At 68.3% G+C, this 20,952-nt stretch carries 21 protein-coding genes and 2 pseudogenes; 6 read left to right on the top strand and 17 right to left on the bottom strand.

Going from position 1 to position 20,952, the window contains the following annotated elements; all coding sequences use genetic code 11:
- Positions 1 to 10: 10 nt before the first annotated feature.
- From AMYTH_RS0102815 to AMYTH_RS0102805, 3 genes are read right to left on the bottom strand one after another with little or no spacing between them, the layout of a single operon-like run.
- Positions 11 to 1,480: a class I adenylate-forming enzyme family protein gene (locus tag AMYTH_RS0102815; protein ID WP_027929032.1), complete on the bottom strand. Its 1,470-nt coding sequence runs from the start codon at positions 1,478 to 1,480 to the stop codon at positions 11 to 13.
- On the bottom strand, positions 1,467 to 3,038 hold the full coding sequence (locus AMYTH_RS0102810) for a hypothetical protein (RefSeq protein WP_027929031.1): 1,572 nt from the start codon (positions 3,036 to 3,038) through the stop codon (positions 1,467 to 1,469). Before AMYTH_RS0102810 ends, AMYTH_RS0102815 begins: the two co-directional genes overlap by 14 nt.
- A 3-nt stretch (positions 3,039 to 3,041) precedes the next feature.
- Complete coding sequence (locus AMYTH_RS0102805) at positions 3,042 to 3,683, bottom strand: PEP-utilizing enzyme (protein ID WP_209440734.1); 642 nt, start codon at positions 3,681 to 3,683, stop codon at positions 3,042 to 3,044.
- A 140-nt stretch (positions 3,684 to 3,823) separates the two neighbouring features.
- Between AMYTH_RS0102805 and AMYTH_RS0102800 the strand changes: the two genes are divergently transcribed.
- Complete coding sequence (locus AMYTH_RS0102800; RefSeq protein ID WP_027929029.1) at positions 3,824 to 4,657, top strand: helix-turn-helix transcriptional regulator; 834 nt, start codon at positions 3,824 to 3,826, stop codon at positions 4,655 to 4,657.
- Between the two features lie 53 nt (positions 4,658 to 4,710).
- Here AMYTH_RS0102800 and AMYTH_RS0102795 read toward each other — a convergent pair whose 3' ends face one another.
- The 4 genes from AMYTH_RS0102795 to AMYTH_RS0102780 are packed head-to-tail and all read right to left on the bottom strand — an operon-like array spanning position 4,711 to position 9,060.
- The gene (locus AMYTH_RS0102795) at positions 4,711 to 5,856 is read right to left on the bottom strand and encodes a hypothetical protein (protein WP_027929028.1); all 1,146 of its coding nucleotides are present in this window, start codon (positions 5,854 to 5,856) and stop codon (positions 4,711 to 4,713) included.
- Between the two features lie 23 nt (positions 5,857 to 5,879).
- Positions 5,880 to 7,487 (bottom strand): PEP-utilizing enzyme, encoded by a 1,608-nt coding sequence (locus AMYTH_RS0102790; protein ID WP_027929027.1) that lies wholly within the window; start codon positions 7,485 to 7,487, stop codon positions 5,880 to 5,882.
- On the bottom strand, positions 7,484 to 8,686 hold the full coding sequence (locus AMYTH_RS0102785; RefSeq protein ID WP_027929026.1) for a hypothetical protein: 1,203 nt from the start codon (positions 8,684 to 8,686) through the stop codon (positions 7,484 to 7,486). Before AMYTH_RS0102785 ends, AMYTH_RS0102790 begins: the two co-directional genes overlap by 4 nt.
- Positions 8,683 to 9,060, bottom strand: coding sequence for a PEP-utilizing enzyme (locus AMYTH_RS0102780; protein ID WP_027929025.1), 378 nt, complete (start codon positions 9,058 to 9,060; stop codon positions 8,683 to 8,685). Before AMYTH_RS0102780 ends, AMYTH_RS0102785 begins: the two co-directional genes overlap by 4 nt.
- A 175-nt stretch (positions 9,061 to 9,235) precedes the next feature.
- On the opposite strand from AMYTH_RS0102780, the gene AMYTH_RS47560 reads away from it, so the two are divergent.
- A protein-coding gene (locus tag AMYTH_RS47560) for an IS5 family transposase (RefSeq protein ID WP_157360499.1) occupies positions 9,236 to 10,044 on the top strand; the annotation gives its coding sequence in 2 pieces (ribosomal slippage) (positions 9,236 to 9,587 and positions 9,587 to 10,044; 810 coding nt in all).
- Between the two features lie 9 nt (positions 10,045 to 10,053).
- Here AMYTH_RS47560 and AMYTH_RS0102765 read toward each other — a convergent pair.
- The 3 genes from AMYTH_RS0102765 to AMYTH_RS0102755 are packed head-to-tail and all read right to left on the bottom strand — an operon-like array spanning position 10,054 to position 12,646.
- Positions 10,054 to 10,839 (bottom strand): enoyl-CoA hydratase/isomerase family protein, encoded by a 786-nt coding sequence (locus AMYTH_RS0102765; RefSeq protein WP_027929022.1) that lies wholly within the window; start codon positions 10,837 to 10,839, stop codon positions 10,054 to 10,056.
- Positions 10,836 to 11,678, bottom strand: coding sequence for an SDR family oxidoreductase (locus AMYTH_RS0102760; RefSeq protein WP_027929021.1), 843 nt, complete (start codon positions 11,676 to 11,678; stop codon positions 10,836 to 10,838). Before AMYTH_RS0102760 ends, AMYTH_RS0102765 begins: the two co-directional genes overlap by 4 nt.
- Before the next feature lie 17 nt (positions 11,679 to 11,695).
- Positions 11,696 to 12,646, bottom strand: coding sequence for a phosphotransferase family protein (locus tag AMYTH_RS0102755; RefSeq protein ID WP_228684550.1), 951 nt, complete (start codon positions 12,644 to 12,646; stop codon positions 11,696 to 11,698).
- A 197-nt stretch (positions 12,647 to 12,843) separates the two neighbouring features.
- Between AMYTH_RS0102755 and AMYTH_RS0102750 the strand changes: the two genes are divergently transcribed.
- Together AMYTH_RS0102750 and AMYTH_RS43535 are read left to right on the top strand one after the other, a co-directional pair.
- The gene (locus AMYTH_RS0102750; protein ID WP_051362478.1) at positions 12,844 to 13,674 is read left to right on the top strand and encodes a helix-turn-helix domain-containing protein; all 831 of its coding nucleotides are present in this window, start codon (positions 12,844 to 12,846) and stop codon (positions 13,672 to 13,674) included.
- Positions 13,675 to 13,738: 64 nt separating this feature from the next.
- Positions 13,739 to 15,001 (top strand): acyl-CoA dehydrogenase family protein, encoded by a 1,263-nt coding sequence (locus AMYTH_RS43535; protein ID WP_051362477.1) that lies wholly within the window; start codon positions 13,739 to 13,741, stop codon positions 14,999 to 15,001.
- Here AMYTH_RS43535 and AMYTH_RS50080 read toward each other — a convergent pair.
- The 7 genes and pseudogenes from AMYTH_RS50080 to AMYTH_RS0102710 all read right to left on the bottom strand — a co-directional run.
- Positions 14,980 to 15,303 (bottom strand): annotated as a pseudogene (locus AMYTH_RS50080) (IS5/IS1182 family transposase); the annotation flags it as partial. The gene AMYTH_RS43535 and the pseudogene AMYTH_RS50080 overlap by 22 nt on opposite strands.
- Positions 15,304 to 16,225 (bottom strand): annotated as a pseudogene (locus tag AMYTH_RS47550) (IS5 family transposase).
- Between the two features lie 203 nt (positions 16,226 to 16,428).
- On the bottom strand, positions 16,429 to 16,746 hold the full coding sequence (locus tag AMYTH_RS48565; RefSeq protein WP_157360498.1) for a hypothetical protein: 318 nt from the start codon (positions 16,744 to 16,746) through the stop codon (positions 16,429 to 16,431).
- Between the two features lie 204 nt (positions 16,747 to 16,950).
- Positions 16,951 to 17,565: a HEPN domain-containing protein gene (locus tag AMYTH_RS46840; protein ID WP_157360497.1), complete on the bottom strand. Its 615-nt coding sequence runs from the start codon at positions 17,563 to 17,565 to the stop codon at positions 16,951 to 16,953.
- Positions 17,525 to 18,157, bottom strand: a complete 633-nt coding sequence (locus AMYTH_RS46835) for a hypothetical protein (protein ID WP_051362475.1) — start codon at positions 18,155 to 18,157, stop codon at positions 17,525 to 17,527. The genes AMYTH_RS46840 and AMYTH_RS46835 overlap by 41 nt, the downstream gene beginning before the upstream one ends.
- 366 nt (positions 18,158 to 18,523) lie before the next feature.
- Positions 18,524 to 18,949, bottom strand: a complete 426-nt coding sequence (locus AMYTH_RS0102715) for a hypothetical protein (RefSeq protein WP_209440733.1) — start codon at positions 18,947 to 18,949, stop codon at positions 18,524 to 18,526.
- Between the two features lie 522 nt (positions 18,950 to 19,471).
- Entirely contained in the window at positions 19,472 to 19,690 is a 219-nt protein-coding gene (locus AMYTH_RS0102710) for a hypothetical protein (RefSeq protein WP_157360495.1), read from the bottom strand.
- A gap of 541 nt (positions 19,691 to 20,231) precedes the next feature.
- Here AMYTH_RS0102710 and AMYTH_RS0102705 point away from each other — a divergent pair.
- Together AMYTH_RS0102705 and AMYTH_RS49820 are read left to right on the top strand one after the other, a co-directional pair.
- On the top strand, positions 20,232 to 20,660 hold the full coding sequence (locus tag AMYTH_RS0102705) for an ATP-dependent DNA ligase (protein WP_027929014.1): 429 nt from the start codon (positions 20,232 to 20,234) through the stop codon (positions 20,658 to 20,660).
- Positions 20,661 to 20,722: 62 nt separating this feature from the next.
- Positions 20,723 to 20,947, top strand: coding sequence for a hypothetical protein (locus AMYTH_RS49820; protein WP_209440732.1), 225 nt, complete (start codon positions 20,723 to 20,725; stop codon positions 20,945 to 20,947).
- Positions 20,948 to 20,952: the final 5 nt, after the last annotated feature.

Genomic DNA, 20,952 nt, shown 5'->3' with positions numbered 1-20,952 from the left:
TCGGTGTGGGTCAGCCGCGCGCGGCGACCATGCGGTCGCGCACCTCGCGGCGCAGTGACTTGCCGACCGGGCTGATGGGCAGGTCCGGCCAGATCTCCACAGTGCGGGGCCGTTTGAACCCGGCCAGGCGCTCGGCGCAGAAGGCGATGAGGTCGCCGGGCTCGGCCGCGGCGCGGGTGACGACTGCGGCGGCGACCCGTTCGCCCCACTTCTCGTCCGGCAGGCCGACGACCGCGGCGGACACGACGGCGGGATGGCCGAGCAGCGCGTCCTCGACCTCGCGCGGGTAGACGTTGAACCCGCCGCTGATGATCACGTCGTGGCGCCGGTCGAGCAGGTGCAGGTAGCCCTCGTCGTCCCAGCGGCCGATGTCACCGGTGTGCAGCCAGCCGTCGTCTTCGACGGTCTCGGCGGTGGCTTCGGGGCGCCGCCAGTAGCGGCTCATGGTGTGCGGGCCGCGGGTCAGGACCTCGCCGACCTCACCCGGCGCGAGTACCTTGCCGTCGATGTCGCGGACCTGAACCTCGACGAACGTGTACGGCTTGCCTGCGGCGGTGAGCCGGTCCGGGGTGTGCTCCCACGGCTGCAGGCAGGTGATCGCCAGCGGCGCCTCGGCCTGCCCGTAGAGCTGGGTGAACACCGGCCCGAGCGTGTCGATCCCGCGCTGCAGCACGGTGGTCGCGATCGGCGCGCCGCCGTAGCACAGCCGCTCCAGCGCGAGGTCCGCCGAAGCGGTCGCCGGGTCCTCCAGCAGCATCGCGATCATGGTCGGCACCATGAACGTGGAGGTCGCGCGGTACTTGCTCGCCGCGTCCAGGAACGCCTCGGGCGAGAACTTCGGCAGGATCACGTTCGGGGCGCCCTTGACCAGGTGCGGCAGGAAGAACGCGCCGCTGCCGTGCGTGATCGGCGCGGCGTGCAGCATCACCGAGCCGGGGTGCAGGTTGGGCAGCAGGTCGACCAGGAAGTTCGCCACCTCGGCCAGTTCGCTGCGGGTGGTCAGCACGACGGCCTTGGGTTTGCCGGTGGTGCCGCCGGTGTAGGCCAGCCGTAGCGGCGCGTCCGGGTCGCGGCGCACGTCGCAGGGGGCGGCCGGGGCGGCGGCGATCAGGTCCGGCAGCCCGTCCGCCGGGATCATCACCTCCACCGGCGCGGGCGCCTCCCCGGCGTGGACCAGCGCACGGGCCTGGGAGTCCTCGATCTTGTAGGCGAGTTCGTGCGCGGTCTCCCGGCTGTTGAGCGGCACTCGCACCAGCCCGGCCTTGGCGAGCGCGTAGTAGACGACCACGCCGTCGATGCCGTTGGGCATGAGGACCGCGACCCGGTCCCCCGCCGCCAGGCCGCGGGCCAGCAGTGCGTTGCCGAGGCGGTCGGTGAGCTCGTCGAACTCGGCGAAGCTCACCGCACGGTCGCCGTCGATGAGGGCGGGCGCGGTCCCGAACTGGCGGCCGGCCCGGCGGATCAGGTCACCGATCTGCACCGCTGGTCCCCTCGACGGCGCCGGGCAGGTCGGCGCGGCGCAGGCCCGAGCCGCGGCCCTCGAGGTTGCGGGAGCCGCGCTGGGCCAGCCGGTAGAGCTCGTCGGCCTCGGCGCTGCCGTGGTGCCACTTGACCCATTCCTCGTCGCGGTAGCGGTTCGCGCCCTGCAGCACCGCGGGGGTGAACCCGCGCGCCCTGCGGTTGTACTCGTCCAGGTCGATCCGGCCCGCGCTGGTCGTCCACAACCCGTTCTTGGCGGGCAGGCTGCTCGATCCGGACAGCGTCGAGCCCGCGGTCGGCGCGTAGTCGTCGTCGGTGAGCACCGAGTACGGGATGCCGGTGAGCATGTTCTGGTTGAGCCCGGAGTAGCGGGCCATGCTGTACTCGCTGGTCTTCTGGTGCGGGAAACCCAGCAGCCCCACCATTTCGCCGAGGTTGTCGCGCCCGTACTCGTCGTTCATCAGCGGTTTGAACCGCTGCACGCGGTCGTCGAGGGAGAGCCAGTCCTCCTGCCGGTAGGTGCCGGCGAGGTGGGCGAAGTCCTTGGCCACCGAGGAATACACCAGCGCACCGGCGTCGATCATCTGCTCGCGCGTCCAGGTGGCGATGCGCTTCCACAGGTCCGCGGTGGCCTCGTTGAGGATTTCGCGGTACTGCTCCATGGTTTCGGCCAGCGTGTCGGCGTTGTCCATCCCGACCGGGACGTAACCGTCGGTCAGGGCATCCGATGTGTACATCCCGACCGCGGCGATGTTGGCGGCGTTGTAGCTGGGCTCGGCTTCGAACGAGGCCCAGTCGTCCATGAGGTGGAAGTTCGTGTCCTTGAACACGATCGGGATCGTGAGGTTGTTGACCGGCAGGCGCGTGGCGATGCCGTCGAGCCACGGGTAGTCGCCCTCGGTGAGGTCGAAGAAGTCCCGCACGATCAGCTGGCGGCCCTCGCCGAAGTTGTACGGCCCGCTGTTGTGCAGCCCGATGCGGCATTCGCAGTGCGCGAGGAACGCGTACTGCGACAGCTGCGCCACCAGCTTGGTCGCGGCGGTGTGCAGGCGGTCGCCAGGGGTGACGCCGTGCAGGTCGGCCTCGAACACCTGCAGGGTGCGCTCGGGCAGGAACTGGCTGCGGTCGCCGAACTCCTTGTTGGTGATGTGCCCGTCGGTGCGGTGGTAGGCCAGGTTGAACCGGCGCGAGAAGTCGAGCACGTCGACGACGTCCTCCACGGCGTCGCCGGGCCGCAGCAGGCCCCAGTTCACCAGCATCTCGCGGCCGATGAGGTAGAACGCGGGCATGCCCCACGCGGCGTTGACGGTGTCGACCTTGAGGCTGACCTCGCGGGCGCGGTCGCCGAGCTCCTCGGCCGGGGTCGCGGCGTCGATCTCGCGCAGCAGCGTGGGCAGCCGGTAGAACGAGTTGAGGTAGCTCAGCAGCATGTAGGGGTTCATCGGGAACAACTTCGACTCCTGCACGGTGCGCGTGATGCACAGCCAGTACGTGGTGTCGGAGAGGGTGCGCAGGTAGTTGTTGGTCTCCAGCAGGGACCGGTAGTTCAGCTCCGCCATGGTTCAGCCCTCGTTCCCGACCAGCCAGATCCGGGCGTGCCCGGTGTCGCCGGTCTCGTACGCGTCGGCCGCGGGGGGTGCCGCGGTCACCTCCAGCTCGACGACATCGCCGTCGCTGAGGGTGTCGATCTTGCAGTTCATCAGGGTCGGCACGTCGTACTCGCGGGCCAGGATTCCCAGGTGGGACCGAACGGTGCCGCCAAGGCAGATGACGCCGGCGAAGCCCTCGATGATCGGCGCGGTCAGGGTGCCGCCGGAATCGTCGATCACGGCGATGGTGCCTTCGGGGATGCCGTCGGCGAGGTAGCCCATCACCTGTTCGATCCTGGAGATCCGCGCGACCGGGCCGGTGACGGTCGCTGACTTGCGGATGACGTTGTCGCCGACGCCGACCTGCCTGCGGCCGTCGGCGTTGGTGCCGCCGTCGGTGAAGGCGGGCGTCTCGCGCTCAGGGCACTTGTACTTGTCCGGCTCGGACTCCAGCGACACCGTCGCGGAGAAGTCGAACCGGTAGCCCTCGTCGAGCGCTTCCTGCTCGACCGCGCGCGCGTCGGCGAGGGAGAACAGGTCGAACTGCCGCTCGAACACCACGTCCTTCCACCGCGCGCCGGTCGCCGCGAACCGCCGCGCGGCCAGTGCACGCAAGGCACCGTTGAACCGTCCCGGTAACGGCAGCATTTCCGTCGATCCCCATTTGGGGGAACTCACCGTCGATTCGGACATCGCCACCTCGCTGTAGGTTCGTTGCCTTTCGCTGGCCCCCAAAGCTAGGTACGATCCCGACTGTGACCCAGTCCACGTTGGTGGACAGTCCGGCATCGACGAAGACGGCCACGTCCCCGCAGCGCCGGGCTCGTTCCCCGAAACGAACCAGCCTGCGCACCGGCGACTACGAACGGGCTTTCGGTGTCCTCGAGTGCTGCGACACCGCCGCGTGCGTGGTGGATTTCAAGGAAAGCGTCGTCGACGCGCTGCGTGAACACTTCGCGCTCGAACACGTGTCGTTCTTCGCCGGCGCCACGTTCCACAACGTCTTCGGTGACGTCACGCCGCTCACCGAGGGCAAGACGGCGAAGATGCTGCCGGAGTACCAGGACCGCTGGGCCCGCTACGACGTGTTCGGCACGCCGGCGGCGATGCGCCAGCTGGTGTCCAGTGGAGTGTCCTCGCTGGTCGAACTGACCTCGCAAGGGCCGCTGCCCGCGTCGGCGGAGGCCTACGTACGCCATTTCCTGATCTCGACGTGGGGTATGGAGGCGGCGGCCGCGCTGCGCCTGGAACTGCCCGGCGGGCACACCGCCCTGGTGGGCATGTTCGACCCTCAGGAGGACAAGCTGGGCGTGTCCGAGCTGTCGACGCTGCGGTTGCTGAGCAGGCAGTTGTCGGTGATCTGTCGGGGCCTTCCGGTGTCGCGCCCGCAGGCCGCGCTGGGGCGGTTGTCCGAGCGGCAGCGGCAGGTCGTGCAGCTCGTGGCGGACGGGTTCTCCAACGCGCAGATCGCCGACACGCTGTCGCTGGCTGAGGACAGCGTGAAGAAGTACGTGAGCCGGATCTTGTCCGCGACCGGGTGCCAGTCGCGGATGGAGCTGGCGTTGCTGGCCCGCTCGTCGCGGATCTGACCCGACAAGAGAAAGCGGTGCCGGTGGATCCAGCCCCGCTTTCTCGTTTCGCGTTACAGGAAGGACGATTCCCGGGTCAGCCCGTAGCGCGGGTGCTCACCGATGACCATCGACTCGAAGATGCCGTAGCCAGTGGCGTCGCCTTCGCGGCAGCGGATCACGCAGTCCCGCAGCTGGTGCACCTCGCGGGCGGTGTCCGGATCGGACACGTCGGCGTAGCGCTCACCGTCCAGATGGGACTCGCCGAGCCAGGTGCCGTGCCGGTGGCCCTTGAACCCGAAGTACAGTCCGGTGCCGAGGTGGAACCCGGTGTCACTGGCGGGTTCAATCTCGACGGTGCGGGTCTGGCCCCATCCGGCGTCGAAGGTCATCTTGCCGCCGAGCAGGCGCCGGTTGACCGGGTCGAACTTCAGCTCGTCCTGCACGTTGTGCAACGGGGTCTGCGTGCCGTCGGGGTGGTTGACGAACCCGGAGAAGTAGGTCGTCTTCCCGTCGACCCACTGGTGGTAGTGGTGCACCTCGTAGCTGGTGCCGTCCGGGTTTCGCATCCACATCGGGCTCCAGGTGAGGATGAAGTTCCCGTCGAGCCGTTGCCTGCGGTGCACGTCCGGCGGTGGCTCGCCGACGTCCATCCGCACGCCCCACGAGTGGTCGCGGAATCCGAACCACTCGTCGTCGCGCACCTCGATCTGTTCGCCGTCGATCCAGATGCGTCCGCATACCGTCGAGGCCTGGTGGTAGCGCAGCAGGTCGGAGCAGATGCGGAACCCGTCGGGCTCGCGTTGTCCGTCCTTGGCCTCCAGGAACGGCGGCAGGACCCCGGTGACGGTGAGATCGAACCGGATGGGCAGCAGGTGGTTCTCCCGCAGCACGAACCGGACCGCTTTGAGCGGTTCGACGACCTCGTAGTCGAGCGGGCCAACTCCGACCCGATCCGGGTCGGAGTCCAGGCGGCGGCTCGCCCGCACGGTCAGCTGCTCGGTGCCGCGGGAGATGCCGGCGAACATGTCGATGACGTTGCGGTTGTGGTACTTGCCGATGCCGCAGTCCACCTGGAGCGAGCCGTCGCGGGCGAACAGCGATGCCCACAGCTTCTCGGTCCAGGAGATGTCGGCCTGGCTGATCGTCGCGAACGTCTCGGGGGTTTGGTGGCAGAGCAGCTCGTCCGCGGGGACGATCTTCTGCATCGACTGGCGCACGATGGCGCCTCCTTCCTGACGAGCTAGCGCACCGGCGAGAACGAGCCCGGCATGTCGTTGGCGACGAGCGCGCCACCGAAGATGGCCGCCGCCTGGTCGTCGTCGTCGAACGGGTCGGGGTAGAGCGCCAGCGTGCCGGGCGAGAACGACCAGTCGATCCGGTCCGTGACACCGGCGATTGCGGCGAACGGGCGCAGTCCCGAGGTGTACATCGTGATAGCGGCGAAGATCCGCTCGCGCCGGTCCATCGCCGCGAACCGCTGGTAGAGCTTCATGTGCTGGCGGCTGAGGTCGGCGGCAACCTCTGGCCACGCCGAGGGTGGAAGGAGTTCGCGGGCGCCGTCGGGACGGTAGCCGAAGACCGCGGCCTCGTCCACCGCGGCCAGTAGCTGGTCGGGTTCGGTGAACGTGGTGCCCCAGTCGTTGATCTCGAACTCGGTGAAGGCGGTGCGGTCGAAGGTCAGCGCCATCGTCAGCCCCGCGTAGGCCGGTTCGAGGTCCTGCGCCCACGGGTAGGCCCACGCGCTCGGGCCCAGCGACAGGTAGTCGCGCACGATGGTCTGCCGGGTGCCTCCGCGCGGGTAGGGTCCGGAGTCGCAGATGCCCACGCGCGAGTCGCAGAAGTACAGGAACGAGTAGCCGGACACGGTGGCGTTGAGCCGTTTGAGCGCCTTGGACTCGGCCGCGCCGAGTGTGGTCGCGGCGCGGGTCAGCTCGTCGACGACACCGGCTGGCAGGTAGCGGTTGGTGAACCCGGCGTCCTTGTAGTCCAGCGTCCCGTCACCGCGGTGGGCCAGGGTGAGCCTGCGCCAGAAGTCGACGACGGTGCGGATCTCTTCGCGCCGCTCCCTCGGGGCGAGCTTGCCCATCTTGATCAGGCACTCGCGTCCGCAAAGGTAGTGGTAGCCGATCATCCAGATCCACAGCGGACTCACCTGGTTCGGTCCCTCACGCAGCCGCTTGCCCAGTTCCTCGGCGGGCATGGCAGCGTCGATCGCGGCCACGCGCGCGGCATAGCTGTGGAAGTCCTCGATAACTGATAGGGACATGTAGGGCAGCATCGGGAACAGCTCGGAGGTGAACCCAGAGCGCCGGGTCATCTCCGGTTTGAAGGCGCGGCCCATGTGCTGCACGAGGTCGTCAAGCCGGTCGTCGGTCAGTTCTTCGGCGATGAGCCGGTCCAGGGCCGCCGGGGACACGGTGAGGTCGAAGTCGTTGACCGCGATGTCGTCGCCGACCCGACGGATGTAGGACCACCACGCGTCGGAAACGTCAGCCGAGGTTTCCTCGGCCTGGCGGACCACACCGGTGCCGTCCTCGATGTCCAGGACGATCTCGGTACCGTCGGTCAGGTCCTCGGGCAGATCGGTGCCGACCAAGCAGGGCACCTCGAACTCGCGCGAGACGATCGCGAGGTGGGAGCGCAGAGTACCGTCGAGGCACACGATCCCGCCGAGGCGGCCGAGGATGGGGGAAAGGAATGTCGTGCCGCCGGAGGCCACGAGCGCGATCGTCGACTCCAGATCGGACTCCAGCGAGGCGATGACGTCGTCGGGAGAGCGGAAGTGCCGGACCGTCCCGGTGACGGGAGCGAACAAGTAGGACGGAGCGCCTTTGCCGAGGATGGTCATCGGGAACCTCCGAGTGGGCGGAAACAGCTGTCGCGGTCCTGGGGCACGAACACGCCGCCGATGAGGCGCAACGCCAGGTCAGGAACGCTGAACTTGTCGTAGGACCGCGCGATACGCGGGGTGATGCTCCAGTCGATGTCGTCGTAGCAGCCGGCCAGCCGCGCCCACGCCTTGAGTTTCCAGGCGTACATCTGGGTCGCGTAGAGGTTGCGCTGCTCGGGATCGGTTTCGGCGAGGCGCTGGTAGAGCGCGCGGTGGGCGGAGCGGATCGCGTTGGTGGCCTCGGCGACCTCGGCCGGGCCGAGCGGGCGCAGGGTGCCGCCGTCGGCGCAGAACACGCGGGTTTCAAGGATCTCGGACTGGTAGTCGCTGGGGGTGAACCAGGCGGTGCCCCACACGTTGTTGTCCATCTTGACGGTCCCGGGCAGACGGTGGGCGATGACGAAGTGGTGGTAGGGCAGGGTTTCCCGGATCCCATCGACCCACGGGAAGTCGCCGTCGCCGTCGGCGCAGGTTTCGCGCAGCGCGAGGAACGTGCCGTCGTCGAACTGGTAGGGGCCGGTGTCGCAGACAGCGGTGCGGGCGTCGCAGTTCTCCAGGAACGCGTAGGCGGTCAGCCGGGCGCCGAACTTGCGGATGCCGGCCTTGGTGGTCTCGTCGGCGGGCACCAGCTGGTCTCGGATCTCGGCGAGCAGCGCATCGTCGACGACGTGCGAGCTGTCGGCCGGGTCGGCGTCCATGTTGAACAGCACGCCGTCGGTGCGCATGGCGATGGTGGCCTGCCGCCAGAAGCGCAGCACCTCGAGCTGGTCGTCGAGGCCGTCGGCGAGCGTGTTCTCACCGAGGTCGACGAACAGTTCGCGGCCCGTGAGGTAGTGCAGCGGCATGGCCGCGAGATTGATGAAGCTGCGCTTGGTGCCGATCGGCAGTGTCTTGCGCACCAGCTCGGTGGGGGTGGCGTGCCGCCGGATCGTGCGGATGCGCTCCGGGACGCGGAGGTAGTCCTCCATCATCGACATCAGAATGTAGGTGTTCATCCCGAACAGTTCGGACTCGAACACGGTGCGGGCGGCGAGCTCGGACTTGTAGGCCGCGCCCGCGGTGTGCACCAGCCAGTTCCACTCCTCGAGCGTCGGCTCGTAGGAGGGGTCGGTGTAGATCGCGTCAACGTTCGCGGGTGTCGTGAGCTGGGCCGTCATGCCGTCACCACCCCGGCGGCCACGGCCACGCGGGCGGCGTCGGCGTCGGCGAGGTCGAGCACCACGGTGTCCCCGTCGGCCACCGTGGTGCTCAGCTCGGCCGCGAGGACGCACGGCACGTCGGACTCGCGGCACAAGATCGCCAGGTGCGACTCACGGCTTCCCGCAGTGCAGACGATGGCCCGCAGGTCGGGCAGGATCGGCGACAGGAACGTCATGCCGCCCTTGTTGACGAACGCGATCGTGTCGTCGAGATCGTCGTCGTCGATCGACAGCACGTCGGCCGTGTCGTAGAACCACCGGGCGGTACCACGCACCTCCCCGGCGACGAAGAGGTTGATCCCCGTCCCGACCTCGTTCAGCTTCCCGCTCATCACTGCTCCGTTCCGCCCCGCCGTTGGGGCGTTCGGTTTGACTCGGACGCACGCATCAGCGCTGGCCGGACGATACGAGCGGGAGCGATCTGTGACCCAGTGCACTTACAACTCGTTTCAAAATGATCGGCGCGTCTGCTGGCCGTAGTTGATCAAGTGTGGGCATGCTGATGTGGTGATTGAGAAGTTGGTTCCCGACAGTCTGTGGCAGCGGGTGGAGCCGTTGCTGCCGCCGAGGCCTGTGCGGCGGAGTCGGTATCCGGGTCGGTTGCCGGTGGATGACCGGGCGGCGTTGGCGGGGATCGTGTTCGTGCTCAAGACCGGGATCTCGTGGCGGGAGCTGCCGCGTGAGGTGTTCGGCTGCTCCGGGGTGACCTGTTGGCGTCGGTTGCGGGCCTGGACCGAGGCCGGGGTGTTCGACGCGGTGCACAAGCTCTTGCTTGACCAGCTGCGAGCGCTGGATCGGCTCGATCTGGATGTGGCGGTGGTGGATGGGTCGCATGTACGGGCGTTGAAAGGGGGGAAGCGACGGGCCCCTCGCCCGTCGATCGGGCTCGGCTCGGTTCCAAGCACCATGTGATCACCGACGGCAACGGTATTCCGCTCGTGGTGTCTGTTACTGGTGGCAACCGGCACGACAGCACGCAGCTCATACCGCTGGTCGAGGCGCTTCCAGTGATCCGCGGGAAACGCGGCCGGCCTCGTCAGCGCCCGCGCTGGCTCTACGGCGACCGCGGCTATGACTACGACCATCACCGCAAGACCCTGCGAGACAAGGGCATCGTCCCGCGAATCGCTCGCAAGAACACCGCTCACGGCTCCGGTCTCGGCAAGATCAGATGGGTAGTTGAGCGGATGTTCGCCTGGCTGCACCAGTTCAAGCGTTTACGGATCCGCTGGGAACGCCGAGCCGACATCCACCTTGGCCTCATGCACCTGGCCTGCGTCCTCATCTGCTACCGCAAGCTGCCGACTTCATTATGAAACGAGTTGTTAGGGGGACATTGCTGTCCCGGGAAACCGCGGCGCCCGTTTGCCCAGGAAAGCGGCCACGCCTTCGCGACCGTCGGGGCTGGCGGCGCGGGTACGGATCGACAATGTCTCCCGGCGCAGTGCTGCTTCCGCGCCCGGGGTGGCGGTCTCGCGCAGCAGCCGTTTCGTCGCGACCTGCGCGGCGCGGGAACCGGTCCGCAGCTGGTGCACGACGGCTTCGACGCCGTCGGTGAGCTGGTCGTCGCCGAACACCTCCGCGACGAGCCCGGCCTCGCGGGCTTCGTGCGCGGTGAGGACCGGGTTGAGCAGTGCCAGCCGCAGCGACCGGTGCAGTCCGAGCGAGGCGGGCAGCAGGGTGCTGCCGCCGTCCGGGGAGAAGCCGATCTTGGTGTAGGCGAGGGTGAAGCGGGCCGACTCCCCGGCGAGGACGAGGTCGGCCGCAGCCGCCAGCGACAATCCCGCGCCGGCGGCCACGCCGTGCACCACCGAGACGACCACGGCGTTCATCCGGTGCAGGTCGCTGACGGCGCGGTGCAGCGTCTCGGCGAGGTCATCGATGCGCTGCTCGGTGTCGCCGGGCTCGGCGAAGGCGGCCACGTCGCCGCCGAAGCTGAACGCGCGGCCCTCGGCGGACAGGACGACCACATGTGCGTCGTCCGCGCGGGCCCGGCGGGCCGCCCGTGCGAGGGCGTCCACTGTGGTCTGGTTGATCGGGTTGCCGCGTGCGCCGTCGCACAGGCGGATGCGGGCAACGTTGTCGTGGAAGTCGTAGGCGACGGGGTTCACCGGACCTCCACCGGGTCGAGGAACAGGTCGGCCTCCAGCGGCTCGTCGCCGCTGCCTGCGCGGTAGCGGCCGAAGTCGGTGACACCCTCGTCGGCGAGCACCTCGTCGTCGAGGAAGAAGTTCCCGGTGCAGAAGCGGGGATCGCGGACGAGGATCGCGTGCGCGGCGTCGGCCATGATCTCCGGGGTGCGAGCGCGTTCGAGCGCCTCGTCGCCGCCGAGGAGGTTGGCCACGGCGGCGGTGGCGATCGTGGTGCGCGGCCACAGCGAGTTCGCGGCGATGCCCGCTTCCCGCAGTTCCTCCGCAAGGCCCAGGGTCACCAGGCTCATGCCGTACTTGGACATCGTGTAGGCGAGGTAGGAGCCGGCCCACTTGGGCCGCAGATCCAGCGGCGGGGACAGGGTGAGGATGTGGGCGTGCGCACTGCGCTCCAGGTGCGGGATCGCGAGCTTGCTGAGCAAGAACGTGCCGCGCGCGTTGATGTCCTGCATGAGGTCGTAGCTCTTCATCGCGATCTCGCGGGTGCCGCGCAGGTCAAGGGCGCTAGCGTTGTTGACGACGATGTCGATGCCGCCGAACCGGTCGACCGCGGCGTCCACGGCGCGGTGGGCGTCGTCATCCTTGCGCACGTCGCCGACGACGGCGAGTGCCGCTCCCCCGGCCTGCTCGACTTCGGCGACCGCGTTGTGGACGGTCCCCGGCAGCCGCGGATGGGGTTGGGCGGTCTTCGCGAGCATGACGACGTTCGCGCCGTCGCGGGCGGCTCGCAGGGCTATCGCGAGCCCGATGCCGCGGCTGCCGCCCGACATCAGCAGGGTCTTGCCGGCCAGTGTGCTCATGTGTGTCTGTCCTCTGTTCAGCGGGAGGTCGGAGTGGTGAGAGCGCCGTGCCCGCGCTCGACGAGATCGGGGACCAGGGCGCCGAGCCGGTCGAAGCCCTCGCCGACGGTGAGACCCTGCTGGGCGCGGTAGTGGATGCCTTCGAAGATCACGGCGATCTTGTAGTAAGCGAAACCCAGGTACCAGGCGAGATCGGTCAGGTCGTGGCCGGTGGCTCGCGCGTAATGTTCGACGAGCGTGCTGCCGGGCGGGAACCCCGGGACGTCACCGGGCACGGCGGCGACCGGGCTGTCGAGACCGCTGATCCCGTCCCACCAGACGAGCATGGACGCCAGGTCGGTCAGCGGGTCCCCGAGTGTGGCCATCTCCCAATCCAGGACGGCGGTGATCGTGCCGTCTCCGCCGACGACGACGTTGTCCAGCCGGTAGTCGCCGTGGACGATCGCCCCCCGCTGGTGCGCGGGCAGCCGCTTCCCCAGGCGGTGTCCGAGTTCGTCGAGTCCGGGCACGTCGCGGCTGCGGGATGCGGCGAGCTGCTTGCCCCAGCGACGGACCTGCCGCTCCAGGTAGCCGGCGGGGCGCCCGAGGTCGGCGAGCCCGACGGCGGCAGGAACGAGGCAGTGCAGGCGCGCGAGCACGTCGACGAGCTGCCCGGCGAGCGCCGTCGCGTTGACCGTCTGCAGCTGGGTGCGGTCGCGCAGGACTTCGCCGTCGGCGAAGTCCATGACGTAAAAGAACGCGCCGATGACGTCGGGGCCACCGCTCACGATCGGGCGGGGCACCGGGACCTCGGTCGGGTGCAGGGCGCCGAGCACGCGGTACTCGCGGTCCATGTCGTGGGCGGTGGCCAGGACGTGCCCGAGCGGCGGGCGGCGCAGCACCCAGCGCTTGTGCCCGTCGGTGAGCAGGTAGGTCAGGTTGGACCGACCGCCCGGGAGCAGCTCGGCACGCAGGGGCCCGGTGAGCATTCCCGGGCACTCGGCCCTCAGGAACGCCTCGAGCGGAGGGACCGCCACCCCGGGCGGTGCGGTTGCCTGGACCATCTCTACCTCCGAAACCGAGCGTTCGTACGGTCTGATTGAACACGACAGCGGTACTCTGACGGAGCGGTCGTCCGCATGTCAAGGACGGCTAGGGTCACCTCCAGCGGAAAGGAGCCAACCAGTTGCCGCGATCACAGGACAGCGAGGAGCGCGAGCTGCTCGGGGAACGTCTGCGCACCGCACGACGGGACGCCGGTCTCACCCTGCGGGAGGCCGCGCGAGCGCTCGGCGTGAGCGCGGGGACGTGGAGCGCTGTAGAGAACGGGCGCACCCGCCTTTCCGCGGCACGACTCGACGCGGCGGCGCACCTGTTCGGCACCACGGCGGACAATCTGCGGGGCGCACCGGCGGCGCCGCCGCGCGGTCACTGGCGCGATTTCCCGCCGCTGCGCCTCGCGGCACCGCTGACCGGCGCGCTCGAGGCGTTCGTGGAACTCGGCTACCACGGCGCCACGATCCGGGACGTCGCACATCGCGCGGGCCTGTCGGTGGCGGGAGTCTACCACCACTGGCCGGCCAAGCAGGACCTGCTCGTGGCGTTGATGGACCTCACGATGGACGACCTGCGGGAGCGGTGCAGGGCGGCCCGCGCCGAGGGCGACGGCCCGGTCGAGCGCTTCACCGGCCTGATCGAGTGCCTCGCGCTGTACCACACGCACCGCCGTGAGCTGGGGTTCATCGGGGCAAGCGAGATGCGCAGCGTCGAGGAGCCGCAACGAACGCGGATCGCCGAGGCCCGGCGGGAGGTGCAGCGGATGGTCGACGACGAAGTCGTCGAGGGGTGCCGCCGCGGCTTGATGACCACGCCACTGCCACGCGAAGCCGCGCGCGCGGTCGTCACGATGTGCACCGCGTTGCCGCAGTGGTGGTCCCCGAAGGGCGGGTACTCCCCCGAGGTCGTCGCGCGCCAGTACGTCGGGTTCGCGCGGGACCTGGTGCGCCTCGCCAGTTGACGCGCCCGTCGTCAGGTCGTTATGTTCAGCCGAACATTCGATCGGTCTTGTTCAGGAGGCGTTCATGGTCAGCTACGAGCTGCCCGCTCCCTCGCCCCGCGCGGTCGAGCTGCGTGACGCGATGGCGCGATTCATGCGGGAGCGGGTACTGCCCGCGGAGGCGCGCTACCACGCCGAGCGGGCGGCCGCCGGCCCGGATGACCACACGGTGCCTCCGGTGGTCGAGGAGTTGAAGGAGCAGGCGCGGGCCGGGGGCCTTTGGAACCTGTTCCTGCCTGCCGAGTCGGGGCTGACGCAGCTGGAGTACGCCCCGATCGCCGAGCTGTCCGGGTGGAGCCTCGAGCTCGCGCCGGAGGCGACCAACTGCCAGGCCCCCGACACCGGCAACATGGAACTGCTGCACCTGCTCGGCACGCAGGAGCAGAAGCGCGAGTGGCTGGAACCGTTGCTGGCCGGGAAGATCCGCTCCGCCTTCGCGATGACCGAACCGGACGTGGCCAGCAGCGACGCCACCAACATCGCCACCAGGATCGAGCGCGATGGCGACTCGTACGTCATCAACGGCCGCAAGTGGTGGACCAGCGGCGCGATGGACCCGCGCTGTGCGGTGTTCATCCTGATGGGCAAGACCGACCCCACTGCGCCGGCCCACCGGCAGCAGACCATGGTCCTGGTTCCCCGCGACACGCCGGGCATCACCGTGGTGCGCGACTACCCGGTGTTCGGCCACCACGACCAGCACGGCCACGCCGAGGTCCGCTTCACCGACGTCCGGGTTCCGGTCACCAACGTAATCGGCGGTGAGGGCGGCGGGTTCGCCGCCGCGCAGGCCCGGCTCGGCCCCGGACGCATCCACCACTGCATGCGAGCCCTGGGCGCGGCCGAACGCGCGCTGGCCATGTTGGTGCAGCGCGCCAAGGGCCGGGTGGCCTTCGGCGCGCCACTGGCCGAGCAAGGCGTCGTGCGGCAGCAGATCGCCGAGTCCCGGCTGGAGATCGAGCAGGCGCGGCTGTTGTGTCACCGGGCCTCGCACGTCATTGACGTCGAGGGCAACAAGGCCGCGCGCGACCTGGTCGCGATGGCGAAGGTGGCGGTCCCCCGCGTGGCGACGCGCGTGATCGACCGCGCGATCCAGGTCCATGGCGGCGCCGGCGTCACGGACACGACACCGCTGGCCGCCATGTACGCCTGGCACCGCGCGATGCGCCTGTTCGACGGCCCCGACGAGGTCCACCTCAACGCCATCGCGAAGTCCGAGCTCCGACATGAGCCGGAGTTCCAGTGCGACAACTCTAAGAGCGTGTCTCATTTGGCGGGTTTCTTATAGCAGGTGATGGCGGCGGCGAGGGGGAGGAAGGCCAGGGAATGGCTGGATTTGTGTTCGTAGCGGATGGTCAGGCGCCGGTCGGCCAGGCGATCGTCTGTTCGATGACCCACCGGTGTTGCCGGGCTTGTTGCCGGGTTCGATGCCTTTGCGGGCGATGTACGGGTTGATCCCGTGCCGGCTGAGCCAGTCGCGCAGTGCGGGAATGTCGTAGGCCATGTCGGCGTGCAGCCTGATCGGTCTCCGTCGCCGGGATCCGCGCCGGGAGCGGATCCCGGCAGCGCGTTGACCAGGAGCTTGAGCGCCTAGACCGTGTCTGACAATGTCTTTGTCCAGGTGATGACGTCGTGGATGAGGATGGCGGCGCGGTAGAGCGTGGCCAACTTGTCGTAGCGGGTGGCGATGCCGCGCCATTGTTTGAGCTGGTTGAAGCTGCGTTCGATGACGTTGCGTCCGCGGTAGTCGACCTCGTTGAAGGCGGGTGGTCGTCCGCCGCGGGAACCGCGGCGTTTGCGGTGTCCTGCTTGGTCGGCCGGTTCGGGGATGACCGCCTGGATTCCCCGCCTGCGTAGGTGGTTGCGGATGGCGCGGGAGGAGTAGGCCTTGTCTGCGCGCACCCGGTTGGGGCGGGTCCGTGCTCGCCCGCCGCCCAAGCGGGGCACCTGCAGGTGGGCCATCAGCGGTTCGAACATCGGTGAGTCCCCGGCCTGGCCTGGTGTCAGCAGGGTGACCAGTCCCCGCCCGTTCCCGTCGACGACACGGTGAATCTTGGTAGTCCAGCCGCCGCGGGAGCGGCCGATGGCGTGGTCAGGCGGCTCGATCCCGGGTTTCGTGTAGTTCGATCCAGCCCCCTGTGTGGCGGGTGATGGTCGTGGCGTGCTGATGCGCCCGCACGATGCTGGAGTCGACCGAGACCGACCAGTCGATCAACCCAGCCGCGTCCGCGAAGGCCTGGAGCCGCTGCAGCACCACATCCCAGATGCCTTCCCGGGCCAGCCGCCGGTGCCAGGTCCAGATCGTCTGCCACGGCCCGAACACTCCCGGCACATCCCGCCACGCCAGCCCACAGCGGTACCGGTAGATGATCCCCTCCACCATCGCCCGCGCATCCGAAAACGGACGCCCCGGCCTCCCCGTCCGCGCCGGCAACAAATCCTCGATCAACACCCACTGCTCATCCGAGAGCATCCGAAACCGCGACACGACCAGCAGCATCCCAGCCACCAACCGCGATCTTTGTCAGACACGCCCTAGCACGGGATTTGCAGGAGCTCCTGGCTCTGTTGGTTCCAGTACCAGCGTTCCGCCGCGGTCCACAGGTACGGCAACTGCGGCACTTCGACGGGCTGCGGATGCCCCAGCTGATCTGGCGACGCCTCCATGCCGAACTCATCCACGAAGACGGTCCGGCGAACCATCTCGGTGGGCTGTCACTGCGGATCGCCGTCGAGGATCACGGGAACGGAGTCGGGTGGCAGTTGCAGCGCTGGGTTGTCGGGCGGCAGGGGAATACGCCACTCGCGCTCGTGCAGCCAGTCCGATCGGTTGGACCCGGCCTCGAACCGTACGGTCCAACCGCGCAGCTCCGCCGGCAGCATCGCCAGTTGCTCGGTGCGGGCGTACCAGACGGGCCCGCCGCCAAGGTCGTATACGGTCTGCCGTCGCAGGAGCAGACCCCACGGCGGCCACTGACGATGCGCCAGCAGCCAGCGGAGATGTTCCAGCGGGCTTTCCGATAGGCACACCATCGGCGAGTCGGAGCCGAACGGTGCGAAGCCTCGGATTTGGCCTTCCCACAGGATGTTGTGCAGCCGCTGCCACGGCTTGTAGGTCCCGGATTTTCTGGGGCACCGTCGGCGTCAGGGCTGCGGTACTCGGCCGCCCGCAGAAATGGATCAGGAACTCGAACTGCGCAGGGCCTGCGGCGCCGAGCACTCCCGACGGTTGCATCGTCATCGGACCGCCCCGGCTGCCGCGGCTGGGCGCGACAGCTCGCTCAGCACCAGGCGAAGCGCCCGGCCGACCACGAGCCTCAGGTCCTCAACGAACCGAGCGAGGTCTTCGGTGGTTGCACCACGGAGGAGTGCCATCGATCGGCGGACGGCGTGGTCGCCGTGAACTTCCGCGTTCCGCAACAGGTAGGCATCCTCGACGAACCGCCCTACCCGCTTGCGCCCCACGTTCAGCAGCGGGTCGTCTGCCAGCAACCGCGCAGCGTTCGCAGCCGCGAGGCGGCCCTTCCGCGGCCCATCAATCCCGTGTCGCTTGAGGAACAGGGCCTCGCAGCAGATGACGAGGTCGAGGAGCCGGTCCTCTGGCTGGGCCTTGGAACCGGCGAACACGAATCGACGCAACGCCACCTGCAACAACCGGTCCTGTCGAACTCCTGGATTCCCGAGCATCTCGTACACCTCGCATACAGCCTCGGCCTGCTCGTCGGTGAGCACCTGGGTCGGCCGGCTGATGTCGGCCGCAACCAAGGTCGACAGTGCGGCACTGCCGTCCACTGTCGGTGGGAAGTCGTCGTCATGCTGGGCATGGATCCCGCGTAGCCACAACAGAGCCACCGCACACGATCCGCAGGGCGGTGACCAGCCGTTGCGCCGGTTCCTCCAGCCTCGGGAAGTCGGGAGCTTGCGGCTGCTCGGGCATCCCCTGTTTGTACGACCGGACCGGGTAGCCCTGCTCCCGCATCACGGCCCACCAGTGAAATCGGGAGACCTGCACACTGTTCGGGCCGCCACTGAACTCCACTGGTACCGCCAGGGCCTGGATGGCCCGGTTGACCTGGTTGTCAGTCATCGGGCGCAGAACCACATCGTCGGCCAAGGCGATGTCGGCCATGCTCGATGTGAAGCCGTTGAGCGGGACGAACTCGACGAAGCGGATGGTGTCGCACCGCAGGCCGGCGTCCAGTCGGTTGAACTGGAACTCGAACGCCGCCTCGTCGAACTCGTACGAGCGACAGGCGACGATCATGGGTTCGAGCAAGTGCTCCACCAAGAGCCAGTCGAGCGGTCGCAGATTCAGCTCGAACTCGGTGCCGACCATGGTGTCGAGACGAGTGCCCAGAACGGGATCCGCGTCGATCGCCTCACGAACGGCGGTCATCTCGGCGAAGGTACTGAGCCAGCCGACGACGGTGACCCGCTCGGGCATGTGCCAGGCATCGGGCCGCAGAGCGACGAAGGACTCTTGGCCATACCGCCACCAAATTCCGCACGTCCGCCAGCGCGCCCACCTGTGGGGCGCCACGGTGGGTCGGCGCCGGCCAGTACGTCATCCCGTTTCGTGAAACAGCAGGGTTTTTTTACCCCAGGGGCTCGGTTGTTTTTTTGAAGCGGCACCGTCCCCAGCAACGCGGCTGCCCCGGCAGTCATCGCGGTCAGCAGCATGAACGCAACTGCAGCCAAGGAGGCGTCAACCAGGCCTGCGGCAACCTGGAGCCCGGCGGAGCATGCCGCACACGTCGACATGAGTGCCGTCCGACCCGCCGAACCGCGCCTCGCCATGCACGCGAGAGTACTACGTGCTTGACGTGTGTGCGGTCTGCCGCTGCGGGTCGTCACGGCCCACTCGCCGCCATACGCGTCCATCCGAATCCAAGAAGGTGATGGTGGGCGTGGCGCCGGGATTCGCGCCGATCTGTCCTGGATGAAATCGGTAGTACACGGGCAACTTGACCGACTCGTGCGGAGGAATCACCTCAACGATGACCTCACCGAACTGCACCGGGTCCGTCTCACTGCGTTCCCATCTGCCGACGGCGTTGTTGCCGGTCATCTCCGTCAACTTGACCATGCTGACCGCTCCGCCACTGCCGTTGACGACTACCAGATACCGACTGTCGACGTCGTACCGGGCGAAGACCAGGCGGGCCTGGATCGACTCGTTGTCCCGGCGCTCCTGGTCGGCTCGCCACCAACCTTCGAGAGCGATGCCCACAGCCACGGCCGCCGCAACTATCGAGCCGCCCCCGCCGACCCACTGGCCCCAGGCCGACCACCAGTCGGCCTGCTTGTTCTGGGCGCCCCCAGACGACGACGACAATTCCCGTGACAACAGCGAGTGTTATCCCCACCAACCACGCGCGCACCACGGCAGTATCTCCGGCACACGGCTGACGCATGCGCGCGGGGCTGACACCGACTCTCCCATCGCCAGAAAGGGCATCATCGGTGTCCTACGTCTTGGGGCCGCCCGATGCAGGCTGGACATCGGCACCGCCGCCCAGCCTGCGCACCTCGGTCTGTGCTCGACCGAGCCCGGGCCGCTCGACCAGGCAGGTCGCAGTCGAACTCGGCGAGCGACGGGTTCGGCGGGCTGCAGCGGTCGAAGCCGGGGGTGTGCTGCATACCTCGGCGCTGGCTCATCCGCACCGTGGTCACCAGGCCGTCCGCGATCTGTGGATAACTCCGGGCAGTGGCCCTGTCCCGCGCCGGCACGGGACAGGGCACCACTCCCTCGCCTCGGCTACTTGGCCGCGGCATGGGCCAGCACGTACCACGGGTACGTGTTCACCTGTCCCCACCGCTCGTCGAAGAGCTTGCCGGGCTCGATGCCCAGCTCCTTGCAGCGCGCCGCGGCTCCGCGGCCATGGCGCGCCACTTCTGTGCCCACCGTTGAGAGTCCGCACTGGCGGCGAAACGCCATCGCGGTCATCCAGGGGATATGATCGGCTTGTTCGGGCATAGTGCACTCCATCTGCGCTATCGATCTGAACGTGCCCTCACGGGGGATCAGCCCGCGAGAGCGTGAGGTGGCTCAGGACCCTTACCCCTTGGCCACCTTTCAATAACGGCCCGTTGTGACCGATGGGCCGCGTCTTGTGGTCGCGAGGCCCGTCCGCCGAGAACGAGAATACACGCGCCCCGATAGTTCGGAAAGCGCAGTGGCGAGGAAGCGACAGAAAACGCTCGAATCCGGCGTTTACCCAGGTCAGAGCCGTTTTGCTTGCAAGGCAACCACCTACTAATACTGGTAACACCACTAACAGCAGCTAGCAGAGTTAACATATGTTAGTTCTCCAGCTGACCCAGCTAGCATATGTTAGTTCTCCGGCTGGCCCAACTGCGTCGAAATAGAACCCGGAAGTTTGCCAGCTAGTCATCTACAAAGGTTTCTTTGCAGGAAGTGCGCTAGCTAGGGCTCCAGATAGACTTTCGACGAGAGTAAGTTCATTAGATCCGGCGCCAAGTCTGCGGAGCCTCGCGTCGCCGCCGATGATGAGTACATGACCCTGCCCGCCCCGGTCGCGCCGATGCTCGCGACAGCCGGCCAGCCTCCCACCGCCCCTGGTTGGGCGTTCGAGTGGAAGTGGGATGGCGTGCGAGCCGTGGTGGCGGTGGACGCCGGCGGGGTCGTGGCACAGTCCCGCAACCTGCGCGACATCACCAGCTCCTACCCGGAGTTGCGCGTACTGCCTGACCTGGTCGTCCGGCCGCTCCTGCTGGATGGTGAGCTGGTCACGCTCGACGATCAGGGCCGACCGGACTTCGGCTGGCTCCAGTCCCGGATGCATGCCGCCCGGCCGCGGCCCGAGCTGCCGAAGTCCCACCCGGTCGCGTTCTTGACTGGAGCACGCACGGGTTCCTTCACTGCCTGGGGCGGACTGAACGGCGCAAGTCAGCAGGTCCAAGCCCTGCGGTGGACCGTCACCTGATCGCGCGAGATTCCTGCGATCACTGGCAGATTTTGAGAGCTATACCGGTAATTTGACCGTCCGTGGCGGATTCCGAAACTGGTCGTTCGCCACTCGTGACCGGGGATGAGCAGGAGGAGACGCGGCAGGATGTCCCCGAGACGGGGTTGGCCGACGTCTTCACGTTGCATCGGCGGCGGTCTGCCTTGTCGGCTCCGGAGGATGAGCGCGCGTTCTACCTGGACACGCTGGCGGAGTACCAGTGGGCGCGCGATGCGGCCGGGTTGATGCCGGGGACGATCGACTAGCTGGT

The organism is Amycolatopsis thermoflava N1165, from assembly GCF_000473265.1.
Classification (GTDB): Bacteria; Actinomycetota; Actinomycetes; order Mycobacteriales; family Pseudonocardiaceae; genus Amycolatopsis_E; species Amycolatopsis_E thermoflava.
Note: the sequence above shows the minus strand (reverse complement) of the source record. Positions and strands in the feature narration are given on the sequence as shown.